This is a genomic window from Streptomyces sp. NPDC104226, from assembly GCF_055584085.1.
The window spans coordinates 160,983-179,900 of record NZ_JBVJMS010000012.1 but is presented as its reverse complement, the minus strand read 5'-3'; the positions used below and the strand labels follow the sequence as shown (position 1 = coordinate 179,900).

14 protein-coding genes are annotated in these 18,918 nt (G+C 71.5%); 6 read left to right on the top strand and 8 right to left on the bottom strand.

What is annotated here, in order from left to right; genetic code table 11:
- Nucleotides 1–57 precede the first annotated feature (57 nt).
- Entirely contained in the window at nt 58–1,521 is a 1,464-nt protein-coding gene (locus ACZ60J_RS32920) for a maltokinase N-terminal cap-like domain-containing protein (protein ID WP_469687527.1), read from the top strand.
- A complete protein-coding gene (gene glgB, locus ACZ60J_RS32915; RefSeq protein ID WP_469687525.1) occupies nt 1,518–3,833 on the top strand; it encodes a 1,4-alpha-glucan branching enzyme in 2,316 nt (771 codons plus the stop codon). Before ACZ60J_RS32920 ends, glgB begins: the two co-directional genes overlap by 4 nt.
- Here the strand turns inward: glgB and ACZ60J_RS32910 are convergent.
- Together ACZ60J_RS32910 and ACZ60J_RS32905 are read right to left on the bottom strand one after the other, a co-directional pair.
- Nucleotides 3,811–4,170, bottom strand: coding sequence for a thioredoxin family protein (locus ACZ60J_RS32910; RefSeq protein ID WP_469687523.1), 360 nt, complete (start codon nt 4,168–4,170; stop codon nt 3,811–3,813). The two genes, glgB and ACZ60J_RS32910, sit on opposite strands and share 23 nt — an antisense overlap.
- A 25-nt stretch (nt 4,171–4,195) precedes the next feature.
- Entirely contained in the window at nt 4,196–4,615 is a 420-nt protein-coding gene (locus ACZ60J_RS32905; protein WP_469687521.1) for a MerR family transcriptional regulator, read from the bottom strand.
- Nucleotides 4,616–5,014: 399 nt separating this feature from the next.
- Here ACZ60J_RS32905 and ACZ60J_RS32900 point away from each other — a divergent pair, with 399 nt between their 5' ends.
- Entirely contained in the window at nt 5,015–5,638 is a 624-nt protein-coding gene (locus ACZ60J_RS32900) for a helix-turn-helix domain-containing protein (RefSeq protein ID WP_469687674.1), read from the top strand.
- Nucleotides 5,639–5,791: 153 nt separating this feature from the next.
- Here ACZ60J_RS32900 and ACZ60J_RS32895 read toward each other — a convergent pair whose 3' ends face one another.
- Nucleotides 5,792–7,849, bottom strand: coding sequence for a hypothetical protein (locus ACZ60J_RS32895; protein WP_469687519.1), 2,058 nt, complete (start codon nt 7,847–7,849; stop codon nt 5,792–5,794).
- Nucleotides 7,850–8,151: 302 nt separating this feature from the next.
- Nucleotides 8,152–9,177, bottom strand: a complete 1,026-nt coding sequence (locus ACZ60J_RS32890) for an ATP-dependent 6-phosphofructokinase (RefSeq protein ID WP_385369109.1) — start codon at nt 9,175–9,177, stop codon at nt 8,152–8,154.
- Nucleotides 9,178–9,485: 308 nt separating this feature from the next.
- On the opposite strand from ACZ60J_RS32890, the gene pta reads away from it, so the two are divergent.
- The 3 genes from pta to pyk all read left to right on the top strand — a co-directional run bounded on the left by pta (nt 9,486) and on the right by pyk (nt 14,347).
- On the top strand, nt 9,486–11,567 hold the full coding sequence (gene pta / locus ACZ60J_RS32885; RefSeq protein ID WP_469687518.1) for a phosphate acetyltransferase: 2,082 nt from the start codon (nt 9,486–9,488) through the stop codon (nt 11,565–11,567).
- A 62-nt stretch (nt 11,568–11,629) separates the two neighbouring features.
- Entirely contained in the window at nt 11,630–12,853 is a 1,224-nt protein-coding gene (locus ACZ60J_RS32880; RefSeq protein ID WP_469687516.1) for an acetate kinase, read from the top strand.
- Nucleotides 12,854–12,916: 63 nt separating this feature from the next.
- Nucleotides 12,917–14,347: a pyruvate kinase gene (gene pyk, locus ACZ60J_RS32875; RefSeq protein ID WP_469687514.1), complete on the top strand. Its 1,431-nt coding sequence runs from the start codon at nt 12,917–12,919 to the stop codon at nt 14,345–14,347.
- A 125-nt stretch (nt 14,348–14,472) separates the two neighbouring features.
- Here pyk and ACZ60J_RS32870 read toward each other — a convergent pair whose 3' ends face one another.
- The 4 genes from ACZ60J_RS32870 to ACZ60J_RS32855 all read right to left on the bottom strand — a co-directional run bounded on the left by ACZ60J_RS32870 (nt 14,473) and on the right by ACZ60J_RS32855 (nt 18,673).
- Entirely contained in the window at nt 14,473–15,744 is a 1,272-nt protein-coding gene (locus ACZ60J_RS32870; RefSeq protein ID WP_469687512.1) for a hypothetical protein, read from the bottom strand.
- Nucleotides 15,734–16,321 carry a DUF6114 domain-containing protein gene (locus ACZ60J_RS32865; protein ID WP_469687510.1) on the bottom strand — a complete coding sequence of 196 codons (588 nt, stop codon included), beginning with the start codon at nt 16,319–16,321 and terminating at the stop codon, nt 15,734–15,736. The genes ACZ60J_RS32870 and ACZ60J_RS32865 overlap by 11 nt, the downstream gene beginning before the upstream one ends.
- Before the next feature lie 111 nt (nt 16,322–16,432).
- Nucleotides 16,433–17,074, bottom strand: a complete 642-nt coding sequence (locus ACZ60J_RS32860; RefSeq protein WP_469687509.1) for a DUF6230 family protein — start codon at nt 17,072–17,074, stop codon at nt 16,433–16,435.
- 591 nt (nt 17,075–17,665) lie between these two features.
- Nucleotides 17,666–18,673, bottom strand: coding sequence for a tetratricopeptide repeat protein (locus ACZ60J_RS32855; protein WP_469687507.1), 1,008 nt, complete (start codon nt 18,671–18,673; stop codon nt 17,666–17,668).
- Nucleotides 18,674–18,918 lie beyond the last annotated feature (245 nt).

Genomic DNA, 18,918 nt, shown 5'->3' with positions numbered 1-18,918 from the left:
CCGCGATCCGGGACACTCTGCGCATTCTTTGACGGCCCGGGGAAAGGACGCGACGCCATGTCGGAGGCTGCATCCGCCCGGGATCGGCTCACCGCCGACCGGGCCACCGGGCCCGGGCTCGGACCGGGACCCGGACTGGGTCCCCTGGAACCGATGCTGCGGGCCTGGCTGCCCGCGCAGCGCTGGTTCGCGGGCAAGGGCCGTGCCATCGGACGGCTCAGGGCCGTCTCGGCGGCCGAACTGCTGCCGCCCGGGTCCACCGCCGGACTGCTGCACCTGCTGCTGGACGTGGACGGGGACTGCTACCAGCTCCTGCTCGGCATCCGCCCGAGCCCGCTGCCGCCGGCCCTCGCGCCCGCGCTGATCGGCCACGCCGAGCAGGGCCCGTACGCCGGCCTCGCGGTCTACGAGGGACTGGGCGATCCGCGGCTCGCCTCGCTGCTGCTGGAGCGGCTTCGCTCCCCCGGCACCCTCGGCCCGCTCCGCTTCGACCGGGACCCGGACGCCGCCATCCCCGAGGCGCCCACCCCCCGGCCGCTGTCCGGGGAACAGACCAACACCTCGCTGATCTACGGGGATTCGTACATCCTGAAGGTCTTCCGGCGGGTCGGCCCCGGGGTCAATCCCGACCTGGAGCTGCCGCGGGCCCTGGCCGCCGCCGGCTGCGCCCGGGTGCCCGCGCCGGTCGCCTGGTACGAGGCCGAGCTGCCCGGCTCCGAACCGCTGACCCTGGGCGTGCTCCAGCCGTACCTGCGCGGCTCCGACGACGGCTGGCAGCTCGCGCTGCACCGGCTGCGCACCGGGGTCGACTTCACCGCCGAGGCGCACGCGCTGGGCCGGGCCACCGCCGAGGTGCACAGCGCGCTGGCCGGAGCCCTGCCCACCGTCGCACTGGGCCCGGAGCAGACGGCCCGCCTCGCCGCCGGGATGACGGCCCGGCTCGCCGCCACCGCCCGCGAGGTACCGGCCCTGCGCCCCTACGAGGCCGGGCTGCGCGGCGCCTTCGACGCACTGGCCGCCTCCCGCGGGACCGGGGTGGCCGCCCAGCGGATCCACGGGGACCTGCACCTGGGCCAGACCCTGCGCACCGCCGACGGGAGCTGGGCGCTGATCGACTTCGAGGGCGAGCCGGCCCGGCCGCTCGCCGACCGGCGCCGCCCCGAGCCGGCGGTCCGGGACATCGCCGGGATGCTGCGCTCCTTCGACTACGCGGCCCGCTCCCACCGGCCCTTCGCCCCCACCTGGGCGGACGACTGCCGGGCCGCCTTCTGCGAGGGCTACGCCCGCACGACCGGCCGGGACCCGCGCGAGGACCCCGTGCTCCTGCGCGCCTACGAGACCGACAAGGCGGTGTACGAGGCCCGCTACGAGTCCCGGCACCGCCCCGACTGGCTGCACGTGCCGATGGCGGCGATCCGGCGGCTCTCGGAGCCGCAGCGTCCGCCCTCGCACCGCACGCAGCTCCCCGCCCCAGGATCCCCCACCCTCCACCCGAAGCCCCCGAGGAGGCCGCTCGCGTGAGCGCCGCACGACAGCCGTCACCGACCGTCCGCGACGAAGCCAAGCCCGTGACCGACACCGTCGACACCCCCGAGCCCGTGAAGAAGCCCCGGGCCCCCAGGGCCCGGCGGGCGGCCCCGGCGCACGGGGTCCGGCCGGCGCCGGCGCTGGGCGCGGAGGAACGGTCCCGGCTGCTGGAGGGCCGTCACCACGATCCGCACGGCGTGCTCGGGGCCCGGGCCCAGCGGGGCGGGGTGTCCTTCCGGGTGCTGCGTCCGTACGCGAAGGCGGTCACCATCGTCGCCAAGGGGCTGCGGGCCGAGCTCCTCGACGAGGGCGACGGGCTGTTCTCCGGGCTGCTGCCGCTGGCCGGGGTGCCGGACTACCGGCTGCTGGTGACGTACGACAGCGACGAGGTGGAGGTCCACGACCCCTACCGCTTCCTGCCCGCGCTCGGCGAGCTCGACCTGCACCTGATCGGCGAGGGCCGGCACGAGGAGCTGTGGACGGCGCTCGGCTCGGAGCCGATGGAGCACCAGGGCGTGGCGGGCACCCGGTTCACGGTGTGGGCGCCGAACGCGCAGGGGGTGCGGGTCAGCGGGGACTTCTCGTACTGGGACTCGGTCGCCTACCCGATGCGCTCGCTCGGGGCCACCGGCGTGTGGGAGCTGTTCCTGCCCGGCGTCGGCGAGGGCGCCCTGTACAAGTACGACATCACCCGCCCGGACGGCTCGCACACCCTGCGCGCCGACCCGATGGCGAAGCACGCCGAGGTCCCGCCGGCCAACGCCTCGGTGGTGACGGCCTCCTCCTACGTCTGGCAGGACGCGGAGTGGATGGCGACGCGCGGGGACCGGGCGCCGCACCAGGCCCCCTTCTCCGTCTACGAGCTGCACCTGGCGTCCTGGCGGCCCGGGCTCTCGTACCGGCAGCTGGCCGAGCAGCTGCCCGCGTACGTGACGGAGCTCGGCTTCACGCACGTGGAGTTCATGCCGGTCGCCGAGCACCCCTTCGGCGGCTCCTGGGGCTACCAGGTCACCGGCTTCTACGCGCCGACCTCCCGGATGGGCACCCCGGACGACTTCCGCTTCCTGGTGGACGCGCTGCACCGGGCCGGGATCGGGGTGATCGTCGACTGGGTGCCGGCGCACTTCCCGCGCGACGACTGGGCGCTGGCCGAGTTCGACGGGCGGCCGCTGTACGAGCACCCCGACCCGCGGCGGGCCGCGCACCCGGACTGGGGGACGCTGGAGTTCGACTACGGGCGCCGGGAGGTGCGCAACTTCCTGGTGGCCAACGCCGTGTACTGGTGCCAGGAGTTCCACGTGGACGGGCTGCGCGTGGACGCGGTGGCCTCGATGCTCTACCTCGACTACTCGCGCGGCGAGGGCGAGTGGACGCCGAACGAGCACGGCGGACGGGAGAACCCGGACGCGGTGGCGATGCTCCAGGAGATGAACGCCACCGTCTACCGGCGCTGCCCGGGCGTGGTGACGATCGCCGAGGAGTCCACGGCGTGGCCGGGCGTCACGCAGCCCACCGACACGGGCGGTCTCGGCTTCGGCCTGAAGTGGAACATGGGCTGGATGCACGACACCCTGCGCTACGCGTCGAAGGAGTCGGTGCACCGCAAGTACCACCACCACGACATGACCTTCGGGATGGTCTACGCGTTCAGCGAGAACTACGTGCTGCCGATCTCGCACGACGAGGTGGTGCACGGCAAGGGCTCGCTGGTGTCGAAGATGCCCGGCGACTGGTGGCAGCAGCGGGCCGCGCACCGGGCGTACCTGGGGTTCATGTGGGCCCACCCGGGCAAGCAGCTGCTCTTCATGGGGCAGGAGTTCGCGCAGGGCTCGGAGTGGTCCGAGACGTACGGTCCGGACTGGTGGCTGCTGGACTCCTCGTACGCGGCGGCCGGTGACCACCGGGGCGTACGCAGCCTCGTGGGCGACCTGAACCGCACCTACCGGGCGGCTCCGGCCCTGTGGGAGCGGGACACGGTGCCGGAGGGGTTCGCGTGGGTGGAGGCGGACGCGGCGGAGGACAACGTGTTCGCCTTCCTGCGGTTCGCGCAGGACGGCTCGCAGCTGCTGTGCGTCTCCAACTTCTCCCCGGTGGTCCGGCACGGGTACCGGATCGGGGTCCCGGAGGAGGTGCCGCTGTGGCAGGAGGTCCTCAACACCGACCAGCAGCTCTACGGCGGCAGCGGCGTGCACCACACCCAGCCGGTGCGACCCGAGCCGGTCCCCGCCCAGGGCCGGGCGGCCAGCCTGCGCCTGACCCTCCCGCCCCTGGCGACGCTCTGGCTCAGCCCGCTGCCACGCCGCTAGCAGCCAGCACCCCTTCCAGCTCCTGGAGGAGCCTGCGCTTGGCGCGGGCTCCGACCAGCTGCAGGACGGGCTCGCCGTCGCGGAAGACGAGCAGGGTCGGCATGGACAGCACGCCGTGGCGCACGACCGTGCCGGGGTTGGTGTCCGCGTCGATCTGCACGACCTTGAGGCGGTCGGCCTCTTCCGCGGCGACGGCGGACAGGACGGGCGCGAGCTGGCGGCAGGGGCCGCACCAGTCGGCGGTGAACTCCACCAGGACGGGCCGGCCTCGCTCGGCGAGCACCTCCGCCTCGAAGTCCGCGTCGGTCACTTCGGCGACGCCGTGGGCCTTGATCATGTGCTTCCCCTCTCGTCGGACCGGGTCAGCCGGTCATCTCGCATCTGGGTCTGGGCGTTTCGGCTCCGGCTCCGGCTCCCGCCAGGGCACCGGCTTCGGCTTCCGCTTCGGCGAGCTGGCTCGCGACCTGGTCGCGCACCTCGCCGAGGCGGCCGATCAGGCCGTCCAGTTCGGTGAGCTTGCGCCGGTAGACGGCCAGCGAGGCAGGGCAGGAGTCGCCGGACGGGTGCCCGGCGCGCAGGCATTCCACGAACGGGCGGGTCTCCTCCAGGTCGAAGCCGAAGTCCTGGAGCGTGCGGATCTGGCGGAGCAGCCGCAGGTCTTCCTCGTCGTAGCTGCGGTAGCCGTTGGCGTCGCGCCGGGCGGGCAGCAGTCCCCGTGACTCGTAGTACCTGAGCGTCCGGGTGCTGGTGCCCGCACGCTCGGCCAGTTCGCCGATTCGCATGGCCCCGACGGTAATCCTTGACCCCGACGTCAAGGCAAGGAGCGGGGTGGGGAGGCCCTCACCACCCCCGTGAGCGAGGGCCTCCGCCTCATGGAGCACGGAGGCGACGGGTGGCCGGTTCGGATCGGTCCGGTCGTGTGAGACGGATCACGCACGGGGCTATCGCTGCGGGCGGCCGGAAACGTACGCTAGAAAGTGGATCACGTTCCGCCCCGATTACCGGACAGTCGCAGGGAAAACCGTCCAAAGCCCTTAACTGCATAGGACTTTCCTACGAGTTATGGGCTTGTTTGTTTGGTCTGTAGTCGCCACGCCTCGGCCACTCCTACGGTGTGCCATGTGCACTCCAGCCCCCCCTTCAATGCCCCCGCCGCGCGTCGTCTCCGCGCGGCCCTGGGCATGGCTCCCGGTCATGTCGCCTACGGTCTGCGGGCCCAGTACGGGATGCTCGTCACCCCCGAAACCGTGATGGCATGGGAGCGTGGCGAGATATCGCCCACCTCCGCCGAGCTCACCGCGCTGGCCGGCGTGCTCTGGTGCGCCCCCGGCGAGCTGCTCGCGGAGCCCGTCACCCTGCGGGAGCACCGCATCGCCCGGGGTCTGGCCGCCGAGGACCTGGCCCGCCGGGTCGGCGTGGAGGCGGGTGCCTACCAGAAGATGGAGGACACCGGCCGCTGGAAGGGCAACGAGCGGCAGTCCGCGGCGCTGGCGACGGCGCTGGGGCTGACCCTGGCCCAGTTCGTGACGGCGACCGGCAAGCACGAGGAGCTGGCCGAGCTGCTGCGCAGCGCGGTGACCACGCGCTGGCAGGCGTACGTGAAGCCGCTGACCAAGCTGCTTCCGGTGCCCAAGACGCACCTGGAGCGGGTGCTGGAGCAGCTGCACGGCGAGTACCAGTCGCGGATGGTGGCGACCCTGAGCTGGGGCGGCGGCCAGGGCGAGGCCGGCAGCGGCGATGCGGGACGTGAGTACCTCGCGGACATCGTGGAGCGGTTCTGGTCCCTCGCCGGGGGTGCGGCGTAGGACACATTTCGCCCTCGGTCTCCCTACGGGAAAGGCCCCGACCGCGTCCAGACGAGGACGCGATCGGGGCCTTCCGGCGTTCGAAGTGGGGGCGGAGGTCCCGCCCCGGGGGCCGATCGGCAGCCGCCGTCCGGCAGCCCCGGTCCGCCGCCGCTAGCGCGGCGGAAGCGGTGCGTGGACCACGGTCGCCTTGATGCCCGCCTTGGCGAGGTCCTTCGTCAGCCGGTCCGCCACCGTCCGGTCGCCGACCAGGATGGTCGGTGCGGCGGGGCCCTCGGCGAGCGCCTTCTTCAGGTGGACCAGCGAGGTGTCGTACAGGCTCGCGAACTCCCGCTTCTGGTTGTCCTTCTCGGCGGGCGGGCCGCCCATCTGGACGTAGAAGATCTCGTACAGCGCCACCATGTCGCCCGCCCGGTGGTTCAGGAGGGCGGCCAGGAAGGTGGACTTCAGGTTCAGGTACGAGTCGTTGGCGTACAGGGCGATCACCGGGCCCGGCCGGTCCTCGAGGTCCCGCCCGACGAGCGCCTTGGCCGGCGGGCCCATGTCGCTGCGGCCCCCGCCCTTGGCCCACTTGATCATCGGGCTCTCGTGGAAGGCGGAGGTGGTGTTCAGCCGCTCCGCGAAGCTGGTCCACCCCGAGGGGATCCCGAACTGCACGCCGCCGAACAGCGCGAGTGCGGTGACCACGGCGAGCCCGGACTGCAGCAGCCGCTCCGCCCGACGTCGCCGGGGGGAGCCCTGGGCCTGTTGCCCGGGGGTCAGCAGGAGCCCGACCAGGCCCAGCGAGATCAGGCCGATCACGAGTCCGCCGGCGGCCAGCTTCTCGAAGTAGTACGAGAGGTAGCCGATGGTCTTCGTCTGGTAGACGCCGAAGAGGGTGAGCATCGCCATCGCGCCGAGGACCATGACCAGGACCATCTGTCCGGTGGCGGTGCGCCGGTTCGCCCGCAGGGAGGCGGCCAGCAGGGCCGCCAGGGCGCATCCGATGAGCACCGGGCGGTCGGGGACCACCATCGGGCCGGCGAGGTTGGAGGTCTTGGAGACGTCCAGCTTGGTCAGCACGGAGAAGATGCTGGGCAGTCCCGCGAGGAGCGTGCCGGCCGCGAGGACCGTGAGGAGCAGCCCGCGCCGGGGGGCGAAGCGCCGCCGGTGGACGACGAGGACCGCGGCCAGGCCGAGGCCGAGCAGGGCCCCGTAGAGGTTGTAGACGAAGGTGACGGTCACCAGGCCGGCCACGGCGACGAGGGCGAACTCGACCCGGCCCGTCGCCGGTCGCACGAGCAGCGCCAGTCCGACGGCGAGGAACAGCAGGCCGACGATCTCGGAGTCGAACCCCCGCTCGACGAGGGTCGACATGGAGCCGATGAACATGACCGCCATCACGGTGGCGCAGACCGCCGCGGCGCGCCAGCCGCGCAGTCGCGGGCCGCCGATCCAGCGGGCGGCCCAGACCAGGACGGCGCAGAGCAGCGCGTAGGCGCCGATGACGTACAGGAGGTACCGGTTCATCATCTCGGCGGTGGGGCCGCCGTCGGTGGAGGACTTCACGAGGACGTCGATCCACGCCAGCAGGAAGTGGGTGCCCTGCGGGTAGACGGCCTCCGAGGGGGTCATCATGAACGTCTTGGCGGCCTCCTGGTGCAGGAAGTTGTAGCCGCCCACGTGGTGGATGCCGTCGAAGTACGAGAAGTGCCCCATCCGGTCCTCGGACGTGACGAAGAAGGCCAGCCGCTCGGTGATCGACTTACCGGCGAGCGGGTGGTGCATGTAGTGCCAGACGACCGCGAAGGTGCCGAGCACCAGTGCGTCCGTGCCGCGCAGCCGCAGGGGGATGTGCGGGCGCCGGCCGGACAGCCAGCCGCAGACGGACACGACGGTCAGCAGCAGGCCTCCGCCCGGGACCGGGGACAGCCCCCACGGCCAGACGGAGAAGAGCAGCCCGAAGGCCATGACGGCGCCGCACAGGATGAAGGCGGAGACGACGAGGCGGTCGAGGAGGCCGCCGCCCACCCGGATCAGCGAGCCGATCGCCAGGACCAGGACGGGGATGAGCACCACGTCCAGGCCGGCTGCGTCGAGGAGCAGGGGCAGCGCCCAGGAGAGGCCCACGGCCGCGGCGAGCACGGGCCACCGGCGCTGGGCCCGGGCCGGTGCCGCGGCCGGACCGCCTGGCTGTCCCGCCTGCGGGTTCTCGGCGTTCCTACTGGTCAAAAGGGCAGGGCGGGTCGCCACGGGAGACGGGAACCTTCCATCGTGCGCACGGGAGCCGGGTGAGGGGCCTGGACTTCGCGGCCCGATCCGGCCAGGTGCGGCTCGGCCGATCAATCCCCCAACGGCGGATTCTTCGGATCATAACGCGGGAAGGGGTCCGAACGAGGTGCGGCCCGTCCCCGTCCCGGTGGGGACGCGGACGGGCCGTCCGGGCCTGGCGGCCGGTCTCCGCGACCCCGGAGGGGGGTGCGGACCGGGCCGTTCGGCGGCGGAATTCGGGGCGGAAGTCCCGGCCGGGGCCGTCAGAAGACGGACTCGGCCTCGTACATGCGGTCCTCGGGGACGGTCTTCAGCTCGGTGACGGCCTCGGCCAGCGGGGCCATGACGATGTCGGTGCCGCGCAGGGCGGTCATGTTGCCGAAATCACCGCGGTGGACGCCCTCGACCGCGTGCCAGCCGAAGCGGGTCGCGAGGACGCGGTCGTAGGCGGTGGGGGTGCCGCCGCGCTGGACGTGGCCGAGGATGACCGGGCGGGCTTCCTTGCCCAGGCGCCGCTCCAGCTCGACGGCGAGGCGGTTGCCGATGCCGGCGAAGCGCTCGTGGCCGTACTGGTCGATCGCGCCCTTCTCGTACGGCATGGAGCCCTCGCCGGGGTGCGCGCCTTCGGCCACGCAGATGACGGCGAACTTCTTACCGCGGGCGAATCGTTCCTCCACCATCTTGACCAGGGCGTCCACCTCGAAGGGGCGCTCCGGCAGGCAGATGCCGTGGGCGCCGCCGGCCATGCCGGACTCCAGGGCGATCCAGCCCGCGTGCCGGCCCATGACCTCGACGACCATGACGCGCTGGTGCGATTCGGCGGTGGTCTTGAGGCGGTCGATGGCTTCCGTGGCGACCATGACGGCGGTGTCGAAGCCGAAGGTGCGGTCGGTGGAGGAGATGTCGTTGTCGATGGTCTTCGGTACGCCCACGACCGGCATGCCGGCGTCCGACAGCATCCGGGCGGCCGTCAGGGTGCCCTCGCCGCCGATCGGGATCAGGGCGTCGATGCCGTAGCGCTTCGCCAGCTCGACGGCGTTCTCGGCCGCTTCGTGGAGGCGGGCGCGCTCCATGCGGGCCGATCCGAGGATCGTGCCGCCGCGGGCGAGGATGCCGCTGACCGCGTTGATGTCGAGGGGGCGGAAGTTGCCGTCGAGGAGGCCCTTGAAGCCGTCCTCGAAGCCGATGACCTCGTCCCCGTGCCCGACCACGGCACGGTGTACGACCGACCGGATGACAGCGTTCAGGCCCGGGCAGTCGCCGCCTGCGGTGAGAACTCCGATACGCATCGTGCTGTGTCTCCTGCTCCTGGTCGTACGTGACTGTCCGCGTGCGGGCGTCCAGTCGACGCGACATATGAGGTGCCATATGAGGTGCCATATGAAGGGCGTATTGATGAAGCCTGTCCGATTGTTCCACGGGCTCCGGGTGGCGCGCGCTCCGTGGCACGTCACCCCGGAGGGGCCCGCAGGGCCTTTCGGCCCCCGCCGGGAGGCCCTTCTCCCGGCGGGCGTCCTAAGGAATCACAGGGGTATTGTCAAGAGGTCAACCCCACATTAACTGGGACAACCGACTCGAATTGGGACGGAGAGCACGCGTGACGCGCAGCGTGTACGTGACGGGGATCGAGCGGGGGGACGGCCGCCAGGTCGTCGAGCTGGGCATCATGGAGCTCCTCACCCGCCAGACAGGCCGGGTGGGCGTGTACCGCCCCCTGTTGCACGACGGGCCCGACCGGCTGTTCGACCTCCTCAAGGGCCGGTACCGGATCGACCAGGACGCCGCCACGGCCTACGGCATGGAGTACCACGAGGCCTCCGCCATCCTGGCCGAGAAGGGCACCGACGAACTGGTCTCCCAGCTCGTCGGCCGCTACCACAGGGTGGCGCGCGACTACGAGGTCATGCTGGTCCTCGGCACCGACTACGCCGACACCAACCTCCCGGACGAGCTGGCGCTCAACGCCCGCCTCGCCAACGAGCTGGGCGCACTGGTCATCCCCGTCGTGGGCGGCACCAAGCACCCCGCCGAGGCCGTGCGCGCCGAGGCCCGCAACGCCTACCGCGCCTACGAGGCACTGGGCTGCCACGTGGGCGCGATGGTCGTCAACCGGGTCGCCGCCGAGGACCGCGAGGTGATAGCCGAGCGCCTGGCCGCCCGGCTCCCCGTGCCCTGCTACGTCCTGCCGGACGACAAGCACCTGTCCGCCCCGACCGTCGCCCAGATCACCCGGGCGCTCGGCGGCGAGGTGCTCCTCGGCGACGAGGCCGGACTGGCCCGCGACGCCCTGGACTTCGTCTTCGGCGGGGCCATGCTGCCCAACTTCCTGAACGCCCTGACCCCCGGCTGCCTGGTCGTCACCCCCGGGGACCGCTCCGACCTGGTCGTCGGCGCGCTCGCCGCGCACACCTCCGGCACCCCGCCGATCGCCGGCGTGCTGCTGACGCTGAACGAGCGCCCGAGCAAGGACATCCTGACGCTGGCCTCCAAGCTGGCCCCGGGCACCCCGGTGGTCTCGGTGGCGGGCAACAGCTTCCCCACGGCCGCCGAACTCTTCGCGCTGCAGAGCCGGCTGAACTCGGCGACCCCGCGCAAGCTGGAGACCGCGCTCGGCCTGTTCGAACGCCACGTGGACACCGCCGAACTGCGCGAGGTGCTCTCGGTGGCCCGCTCCGAGCGGGTCACGCCGATGATGTTCGAGAACCAGCTGCTGGAGCAGGCCCGCGCCGAGCGCCGCCGCGTGGTCCTCCCCGAGGGCACCGAGGAGCGCGTGCTGCGCGCCGCCGACGTGGTGCTGCGCCGCGGGGTCTGCGACCTCACCCTGCTGGGCGAGGAGCAGGCGATCCTGAAGAAGGCCGCCGACCTGGGCATCGACATCTCGGCCGCCCAGCTCATCGACCCGGCGACCTCCCCGCTGCGGGAACGGTTCGCCGAGTACTACGCCAAGGCCCGCGCCCACAAGGGCATGACGGTCGAGCTGGCCCACGACGTGGTCACCGACGTCAACTACTTCGGCACCCTGATGGTCCAGGAGGGCCTCGCCGACGGCATGGTCTCCGGCTCGGTGCACTCCACCGCCGCCACCATCCGGCCGGCCTTCGAGATCATCAAGACCAAGCCCGACGCGTCCATCGTCTCCTCGGTCTTCTTCATGTGCCTGGCCGACAAGGTCCTGGCCTACGGCGACTGCGCCGTGAACCCGGACCCCAACGCCGAGCAGCTCGCCGACATCGCCGTCCAGTCGGCCGCCACGGCCGCCGCCTTCGGCCTGGAGCCGCGGATCGCGATGCTCTCGTACTCGACCGGCACCTCCGGCTCGGGCGCCGACGTGGAGAAGGTCCGCAAGGCCACCGAGATCGTCCGCGAGCAGCGCCCCGACCTGCTGATCGAGGGGCCGATCCAGTACGACGCCGCCGTGGAGCCCTCGGTCGCCGCGACCAAGCTGCCCGGGTCCGAGGTGGCCGGCCGCGCGACGGTGCTGATCTTCCCCGACCTCAACACCGGCAACAACACGTACAAGGCCGTGCAGCGCTCGGCCGGTGCCGTGGCGGTCGGCCCGGTCCTGCAGGGTCTGCGCAAGCCGGTCAACGACCTCTCGCGCGGCGCCCTGGTCCAGGACATCGTCACCACCGTGGCCATCACCGCGATCCAGGCGCAGTCCCAGCCGGTGGCCGGCTGAGCCCCTCGACCGCCCGAGCCCTCCCTCCACCGAGCCCCGACCGCAAAGGAAAGACCCTCATCGTGACCGCATCGCGCGTACTCGTCCTCAACTCCGGCTCCTCGTCGGTGAAGTACCAGCTGCTCGACATGGCGGACTCCTCCCGCCTGGCAGTCGGTCTGGTGGAGCGCATCGGCGAGGAGACCTCCCGGCTCAGTCACGAGCGACTGGTCGACGAAGCAGCACCCGGGGCCGCGGGCGGCAAGCGGGTGACGGAGGGTCCGATCGCCGACCACGGGGCGGCGCTGCGCGCCGTCGCGGCGGAGCTCGCCGCCGACGGCCTGGGCCTGGACTCCCCCGAGCTGGCCGCCGTGGGCCACCGCGTGGTGCACGGCGGAACCAAGTTCACCGACCCGACGCTGGTCGACGACGCCGTCCTGGCCGAGATCCGCGCGCTGATCCCGCTCGCCCCGCTGCACAACCCGGCGAACGTGACGGGCATCGAGGTGGCGCGGGAGCTGCGCCCCGACCTGCCGCAGGTCGCCGTCTTCGACACGGCCTTCCACTCGACCATGCCGGAGCACGTGGCGCGGTACGCGATCGACACCGCGACGGCCGACAAGTACTCCATCCGGCGGTACGGGTTCCACGGGACCTCGCACGCCTACGTCGCGCGGGCCACGGCCCGGCTCCTCGGCAAGCCCGAGGAGGACGTGAACGTCATCGTGCTCCACCTGGGCAACGGCGCCTCGGCCTCGGCCGTGCACGGCGGGGCGTGCGTGGAGACCTCCATGGGGCTCACCCCGCTGGAGGGCCTGGTCATGGGCACCCGCTCGGGCGACCTGGACCCGGCGGTCGTCTTCCACCTGGCACGGGTGGGGGGCATGTCCGTCGACGAGATCGACTCGCTGCTCAACAAGAAGAGCGGTCTGCTGGGTCTGTGCGGCGACAACGACATGCGCGAGGTGCAGCGGCGGGCCGCGGAGGGCGACGCCTCCGCCCGCCTGGCGCTGGCCTCGTACATCCACCGTCTGAAGAAGTACATCGGCGCCTACTCGGCGGTCCTCGGCCGGGTGGACGCGGTGGCCTTCACCGCGGGCGTGGGCGAGAACTCCTCCGACATCCGGGAGATGGCCCTGGCCGGTCTGGCCGAACTGGGCCTGGCGCTCGACCTGGAGGCGAACTCCGTGCGGTCCCCCGAGCCGCGCCTGGTCTCCGCGGAGTACGCGCGGGTGGCCGTGGCCGTGGTCCCGACGGACGAGGAACTGGAGATCGCCAGCCAGACGTACGCGCTGGTTACCGGTTAGTCACTTTGGACTTTCCGCCAGACGGAATATTCCGCTACGAAACAAACCGATAGGATCCGCTCCATGCGCCGTTCCAAAATCGTCTGCACGCTGGGCCCCGCCGTCGACTCCTACGAGCAGCTGAAAGCTCTCGTGGAGGCCGGCATGAACGTGGCCCGATTCAACTTCAGCCACGGCTCCCAGGCAGAACACCAGGAGCGGTACGACCGCGTCCGGAAGGTCTCCGAGGACACCGGGCGCGCGGTCGGCGTCCTCGCCGACCTCCAGGGCCCGAAGATCCGCCTGGAGACCTTCGCCGAGGGTCCCGTCGAGCTCGTCCGCGGTGACGAGTTCACCATCACCACCGAGGACGTCCCGGGCGACAAGTCCATCTGCGGCACGACCTACAAGGGTCTGCCGGGCGACGTCTCCAAGGGCGACCAGGTCCTGATCAACGACGGCAACGTCGAGCTCCGCGTGACCGAGGTCGAGGGCCCCCGGGTCAAGACCATCGTCATCGAGGGCGGTGTCATCTCGGACCACAAGGGCATCAACCTGCCGGGTGCCGCGGTCAACGTCCCCGCCCTGTCGGAGAAGGACGTCGACGACCTCCGCTTCGCCCTGCGGATGGGCTGCGACATGGTCGCCCTGTCCTTCGTGCGCGACGCCAACGACGTCAAGGACGTCCACAAGGTGATGGACGAGGAGGGCCGCCGGGTCCCCGTCATCGCCAAGGTCGAGAAGCCCCAGGCCGTCGCCAACATGGAGGGCGTCGTCGCGGCCTTCGACGCGGTCATGGTCGCCCGTGGCGACCTCGCCGTCGAGTACCCGCTCGAGAAGGTCCCGATGGTGCAGAAGCGCCTCGTGGAGATGTGCCGCCGCAACGCCAAGCCGGTGATCGTCGCGACCCAGATGATGGAGTCGATGATCACCAACTCGCGCCCGACGCGCGCGGAGGCCTCCGACGTGGCCAACGCGATCCTCGACGGCGCGGACGCGGTCATGCTGTCCGCCGAGTCCTCGGTCGGCGCCTACCCGATCGAGACCGTCAAGACGATGTCGAAGATCGTCGAGGCGGCCGAGGAGGAACTGCTGTCCAAGGGCCTGCAGCCGCTGGTCCCGGGCAAGAAGCCCCGCACCCAGGGCGGCTCCGTCGCCCGCGCGGCCTGCGAGATCGCGGACTTCCTGGACGGCAAGGCGCTGGTCGCCTTCACCCACTCCGGTGACACCGCCCGCCGCCTGTCGCGCTACCGCGCGAACCAGCCGATCCTGGCCTTCACCACCGACGTCAACACCCGCAACCAGCTCACGCTGAGCTGGGGCGTCGAGTCCTACGTGGTCCCCCACGTGGACAACACCGACTCCATGGTCGACCTGGTGGACGTGGAGATGCTCAAGCTCCAGCGCTACAACAACGGCGACACCATGATCATCACCGCCGGCTCGCCCCCCGGCGTCCCGGGCACGACCAACATGGTCCGGGTCCACCACCTGGGCGGCGGCGCCCGCGACTGACCTCGCACCGCCGTACGGCTCCACGCGTAGGACTCTGCCGCACAGAGACCGAGGGCGGCACCCCGATCCGATGAGGATCCGGGGTGCCGCCCTCGGTGCGTGCGGCCGCGCGAGGCCGTACGCGTCTACTCCTCCGGGCCGATGTAGTTGTGGAGGCCCGGAACGGTCAGGGTGCCGCCGAACTGGCCGGCCTGGACGACCTTGACGTTCGTGAAGAACGCGAAGGGGACGTTCAGGGGCGGCGGGCTCTTCGGGGTGAACTCGATCGGGATCAGCCCGAAGAGGTTGCCCTTGAGGCTCTCGGTGTACATCGTCACCTTGGCCCCGCGGATCTTCGAGGTGGACCCCGGGCGGGACTTCAGGTGGGCGACGTTCTTGCCCTTGCCGACCGTCTGGTAGAGGTCCTTGATGTCCAGCGAGTCCGCGGTGAACTTCAGGACGGTCTTGGTCTTGCCGCTCGCCGTCTTCACCTCGACGATGCCCTCGTAGTCGAGGCCGTAGAGGGTCAGCAGCGAGCTGTCCAGGTACCAGGGCTCGTCCGGGAGCAGCGGGATGTTCTGCTCCAGTTCGGCGGCGGCCAGCGCCTTGGCGTCGTAGGTCGGGCAGGGGAAGGGTTCCTTCCCGTCCTTGCCCTTCGCACCCTTCGCGCCCTCGTCCTCGCCCTCCGTCGCCGTTTCCGGCTCCGGCTTGGGCTTCGGCTTGGTCGTCTTGCCCGTCTCGTCCTTCGGGGCGGTCACCGTGGCCTTGACCTCCTCGGAGAGCTCCGAGACGGTGGCGCCCGCAGTCTTCGCTGCGTCGCGGATCGCTGCCGCGGCCGGGTCCGCCGCGGGCGCGGCGGTGGCTGCGGTGGCGGTCGGAGCCGGCGCGGCCGGGGTGCCCCTGAGGGGCTTGCCGAGCTCGTCTACCAGGCCCTTGATCGCGTCGCCGACGCCGAGCGGGTCCAGCGGGTTCGCCGCCTTGGCCGTGGGCACCGCAGCCGGCACGAGGCCGGGCTTCGCGGCGGGCTTCGACGCGGGCTTGCCGGCCGACGGGCTCGCGCCCGGCGAAGGCACCGTGCTGGGCGACCTGCCCGGAGCGGGCGTCGCCTGCGGCTTCTTCGAAGGGGTCGTGGAAGGCGTCTTCGCCGATGGGGACGCCGACTCCGCGGGCTCGTCGGACCGCGTCACGCACGGTCCGGGCGCGAAGGGGATCTCCTTGTCGTCGGCCACGGCCAGCTTCGGCGCCATGCTCATGCCGACGAACACGGCGGTCGGCATGGCGGCCAGCGCCATCGTCTTGCCGACGGGTATCTGGATCTTGGTCAGCAGCGACTTCCTGGGCGCCGCGTGGCGCGGGCCCTTCCTTTCACGGGACCCCGCACCCGGGGCCTCGCCCCGCTGCGTCTCGTCACCCCGCACTGTTCCTCCCGCCATCGGCGTGGGCAGTCGTCTCGCTCGCGTATGCCGTCGTTTCCGTCTCGCGCTGCCCCGGGAAGCCCTGGGAGTACGCCTCGTGCGTCTCCTGGGGCAGCGAGCCGCCCGCGCCCTTGCCGAAGTCCACGGCCTGCGCCTGCGCAGGCTCCGCCGGAGTGCCCGGTACCCAGGCCAGTGCGAGGCCGCCGCCGACCAGCGCGAGGGTGAACCCGACACCGAAGCCACCGAGGTTCGACACCGGCAGGGACACCAGCGCCAGCAGGATCGCGGCGACACCGGCGAAGATCCGGATGCCCTGCTGGAACCAGAGCGCCAGGCCCAGGGTGAACAGCAGGACGCCGATGATCAGTGAGCCGGCGCCGGCCGTCGTCGCCATCGCGAAGGTGACGTTGCCGAGGCGGACGTCCGCGTACGGGATGTAACCGATCGGAATGCCACCGAGGAGGGTGACCAGACCGGCCCAGAAGGGGCGGCGACCGCTCCAGGCGTGGAAGTGGTAGTACGCCACCGTGAGCCAGGCGTCGTCTTCGGCGCGCACGTAAACCGGGGCCTGGGGGTTCATGGACAACAGCTCCCTGAAAACGGGTGGTACGGAGAACGATGTGGAGCCCGGACGGGCCGAAGGCGACGGTGGCCGTCGCCCCCGGCCCGTCCGGTCAGGAGTCCGGACGGACTACTTCTCGTCCTGGTAGCACGGCTTGTCGCCGCCGTACAGGCGCAGGTTGAGGTCGGGCAGGGTGAAGGTACCCGCCGTCGTCGCCCATGCCTTCTGGCGCACCTTCGTCAGCGTGGCCGTCTTGGCACGCTGCGAGAACAGGGCGCCGTCCGAGAGGGTGCCCTCCTTCGGCTTGGTGGCGTGCGAGCCGTCACCAGCCGCGACACCGATGTCGAGGTCGCCGAGGACGGCGTCCGCGTCGAGCTCGGCGACGTCGAGGTAGATGTTCTTCGCAACGGCGGGCGAGCCCTTGTGGCCCGTCTTCAGCTGCATGGTGATGTTGCCGAGCGGCGTCTTCGTCACCAGCGACTGGCACATGTTGGTGATCTTGGCTTCCTTGAAGCCGGAGATGATCACCGGGTGGTAGGACTTCTTGTCCGACTCCAGCGTCGCGCCCTGCGCCACGCTGCCGTACTGGATCATGTCGGTGCCTTCGAGCGAGTCGGCACTGACCTTGAAGTCCTGGCCGGACACGCTGAACGACGCCGCGAGGGCACCCTGCGCCAGGCCGACACCCACCGCCGCCGTGGCGGCGATGCTCGGCACCATGACGAGCGCGAAGCGCTTCCATCTGGTCCCGCCACGAATCTGGGAAATCATGTTCGTTCCTCCTTCTCGGACGTACATCTCCGGTCCGGGCGGTGCCCGTCCTGGGATGGGAGAAGTGCTACGTCCTCGGGAAGGAGCGCGAGCGGCCGAGCCGCGGCCGAGCCGCGTCCGTACACCGGCGTTCACCCCCGAGCGACAACCACTTGGCCACGCGTTCGCGCAACCGGGGGGACAGGCCCCGTCGCGTGACGGAGACCCCCCTGTCCCACGGCCGGTGCCACTGCCACCAGCCGGCCCGGTGGGGACCCTCGCCGCGGCTCCGGGTGAGCGGCTCTGCGGGAAGGACCGGGCGTCGCCGATCGTGGTCCATTCACGGCCGGGGCACAAGGGGGTTCGTTACTGGCGGGTAACGGCCAGATAACCTGAGGGCGTCCCGCCCCTGTCGGGCCGCAACACAGGGTGTCACCATGGGCCACGACAGATCGGTGGAAGAGCGAACACACCGGACAGTTCACGGGGTTCGATTTACTGCGAGTAACAGCGGCCGCGATTGCCAAGATTTGGCAAAGCGCGGCCGCTGTTTATCTCCGTGTCAACAAATCACCGGCGATGTGCCGGTCTCGTGCCGGTCCTGCGGGGCTGCTAGAACAGCACCCGCGCGAGGGCCGTACGGGCGGAGGTGACGAGCGGGTTGTCCGGGCCGACCACTTCGAACATCTCCAGCAGCCGGACGCGCACCGCGTCGCGGTCGTCACCGAACGTCACCTTCACGGTGTCCACCAGCCGCCCGAAGGCGTCCGCCACGTGACCGCCGGCCAGATCCAGATCGGCCGCGGCGATCTGCGCCGCCGGGTCCTTCGGGTTCTCGGCCGCCGCGGCACGCACCGCCTGCGGGTTCATGTCCTTGACCCGGACGAACAGTTCGGTCTGGGCGAGGCCCAGCTTGGCGTCGCTGTTGGACGGATCGGCCGCCAGGACGCTCTTGTAGGCGCGCACCGCCCCGTCGAGGTCGTCGGCGTCCAGCGCCGCGATCGCCTCGTCGAGCAGCGCGTCGTACGGACCGGCCGGCTCCTCGGCCGCCACCTGTCCGGCGCCGCCGACGCCGGCGCCCTCGGCGCCGGGGTCCACCTCGACGCCGATGACGCCGAAGCGCTCCTCGGCGATCTGGACCAGCTGCGCCAGGACCCCGCGGACCTCGCCCTCGGACGGGAGGTCCTGGAACAGCGGCATCGCCTGGCCGGCGACCACGGCGAAGACCGCCGGGAGGGCCTGGATGCGGAACTCGCGGATCAGGTTCTGGTTGGCGGCCACGTCGAGCGCTGCCAGCGCGAGGCGGCCGTTCGCCTCGATCGTGAGCCGCTCCAGCAGCAGGCTCAGCTCCCGCCCCTGCTCGAAGCCCTCGGCGCGGAAGTCGAGGATGACCGGAACCTCGCCCGAGAGCGGTACGACGTGGCTCTCGAAGCGGGTCTCGTCGGTGTCGAAGACGAGCGCGGACGGCGGAACGGCCCCGGCGGGCGCGGGCGCACCGCCCTGAGCGGCCTTCCGGGCCGCCTCGGCGCGGGCCTGCTCGGCCTTGGCCTTGGCCTCACCGGCCGCCTTCACCGCGGCGAGGTCGACGACGCCGCTCATGGACATGTTTCTGGGCTGCATGCGTACATCCTCCCCCGAGTGCGCGCGCCGACGAAAAAGATCGGCCGAAACGAACCGATCGCGGTACCTGTGGTGCTTGTGGTGCTTGTTGGCGCCGGGTCCCCACCTGGCGCCGGTAGCTCTTCGCGTGGTTGCCGCTCTTACGCTACGAGTCGTAGCGTAACTCCCCCCGCCCTCCCGTGGGCCGTGATCTGAAGCACACGCACGGGGTACCGATCGGTTCTGCTACCGGCGGGTATGGTCTC

Coding starts and splice junctions, on each gene's coding strand:
- ACZ60J_RS32900 (WP_469687674.1), top strand. CDS start 5,015: ATGGCTCCCGGTCATGTCGCCTACGGTCTGCGGGCCCAGTACGGGATG.
- ACZ60J_RS32910 (WP_469687523.1), bottom strand. CDS start 4,170: ATGATCAAGGCCCACGGCGTCGCCGAAGTGACCGACGCGGACTTCGAG.
- ACZ60J_RS32860 (WP_469687509.1), bottom strand. CDS start 17,074: ATGATTTCCCAGATTCGTGGCGGGACCAGATGGAAGCGCTTCGCGCTC.
- ACZ60J_RS32920 (WP_469687527.1), top strand. CDS start 58: ATGTCGGAGGCTGCATCCGCCCGGGATCGGCTCACCGCCGACCGGGCC.
- ACZ60J_RS32855 (WP_469687507.1), bottom strand. CDS start 18,673: ATGCAGCCCAGAAACATGTCCATGAGCGGCGTCGTCGACCTCGCCGCG.
- ACZ60J_RS32865 (WP_469687510.1), bottom strand. CDS start 16,321: ATGAACCCCCAGGCCCCGGTTTACGTGCGCGCCGAAGACGACGCCTGG.
- ACZ60J_RS32890 (WP_385369109.1), bottom strand. CDS start 9,177: ATGCGTATCGGAGTTCTCACCGCAGGCGGCGACTGCCCGGGCCTGAAC.
- ACZ60J_RS32905 (WP_469687521.1), bottom strand. CDS start 4,615: ATGCGAATCGGCGAACTGGCCGAGCGTGCGGGCACCAGCACCCGGACG.
- pyk (WP_469687514.1), top strand. CDS start 12,917: ATGCGCCGTTCCAAAATCGTCTGCACGCTGGGCCCCGCCGTCGACTCC.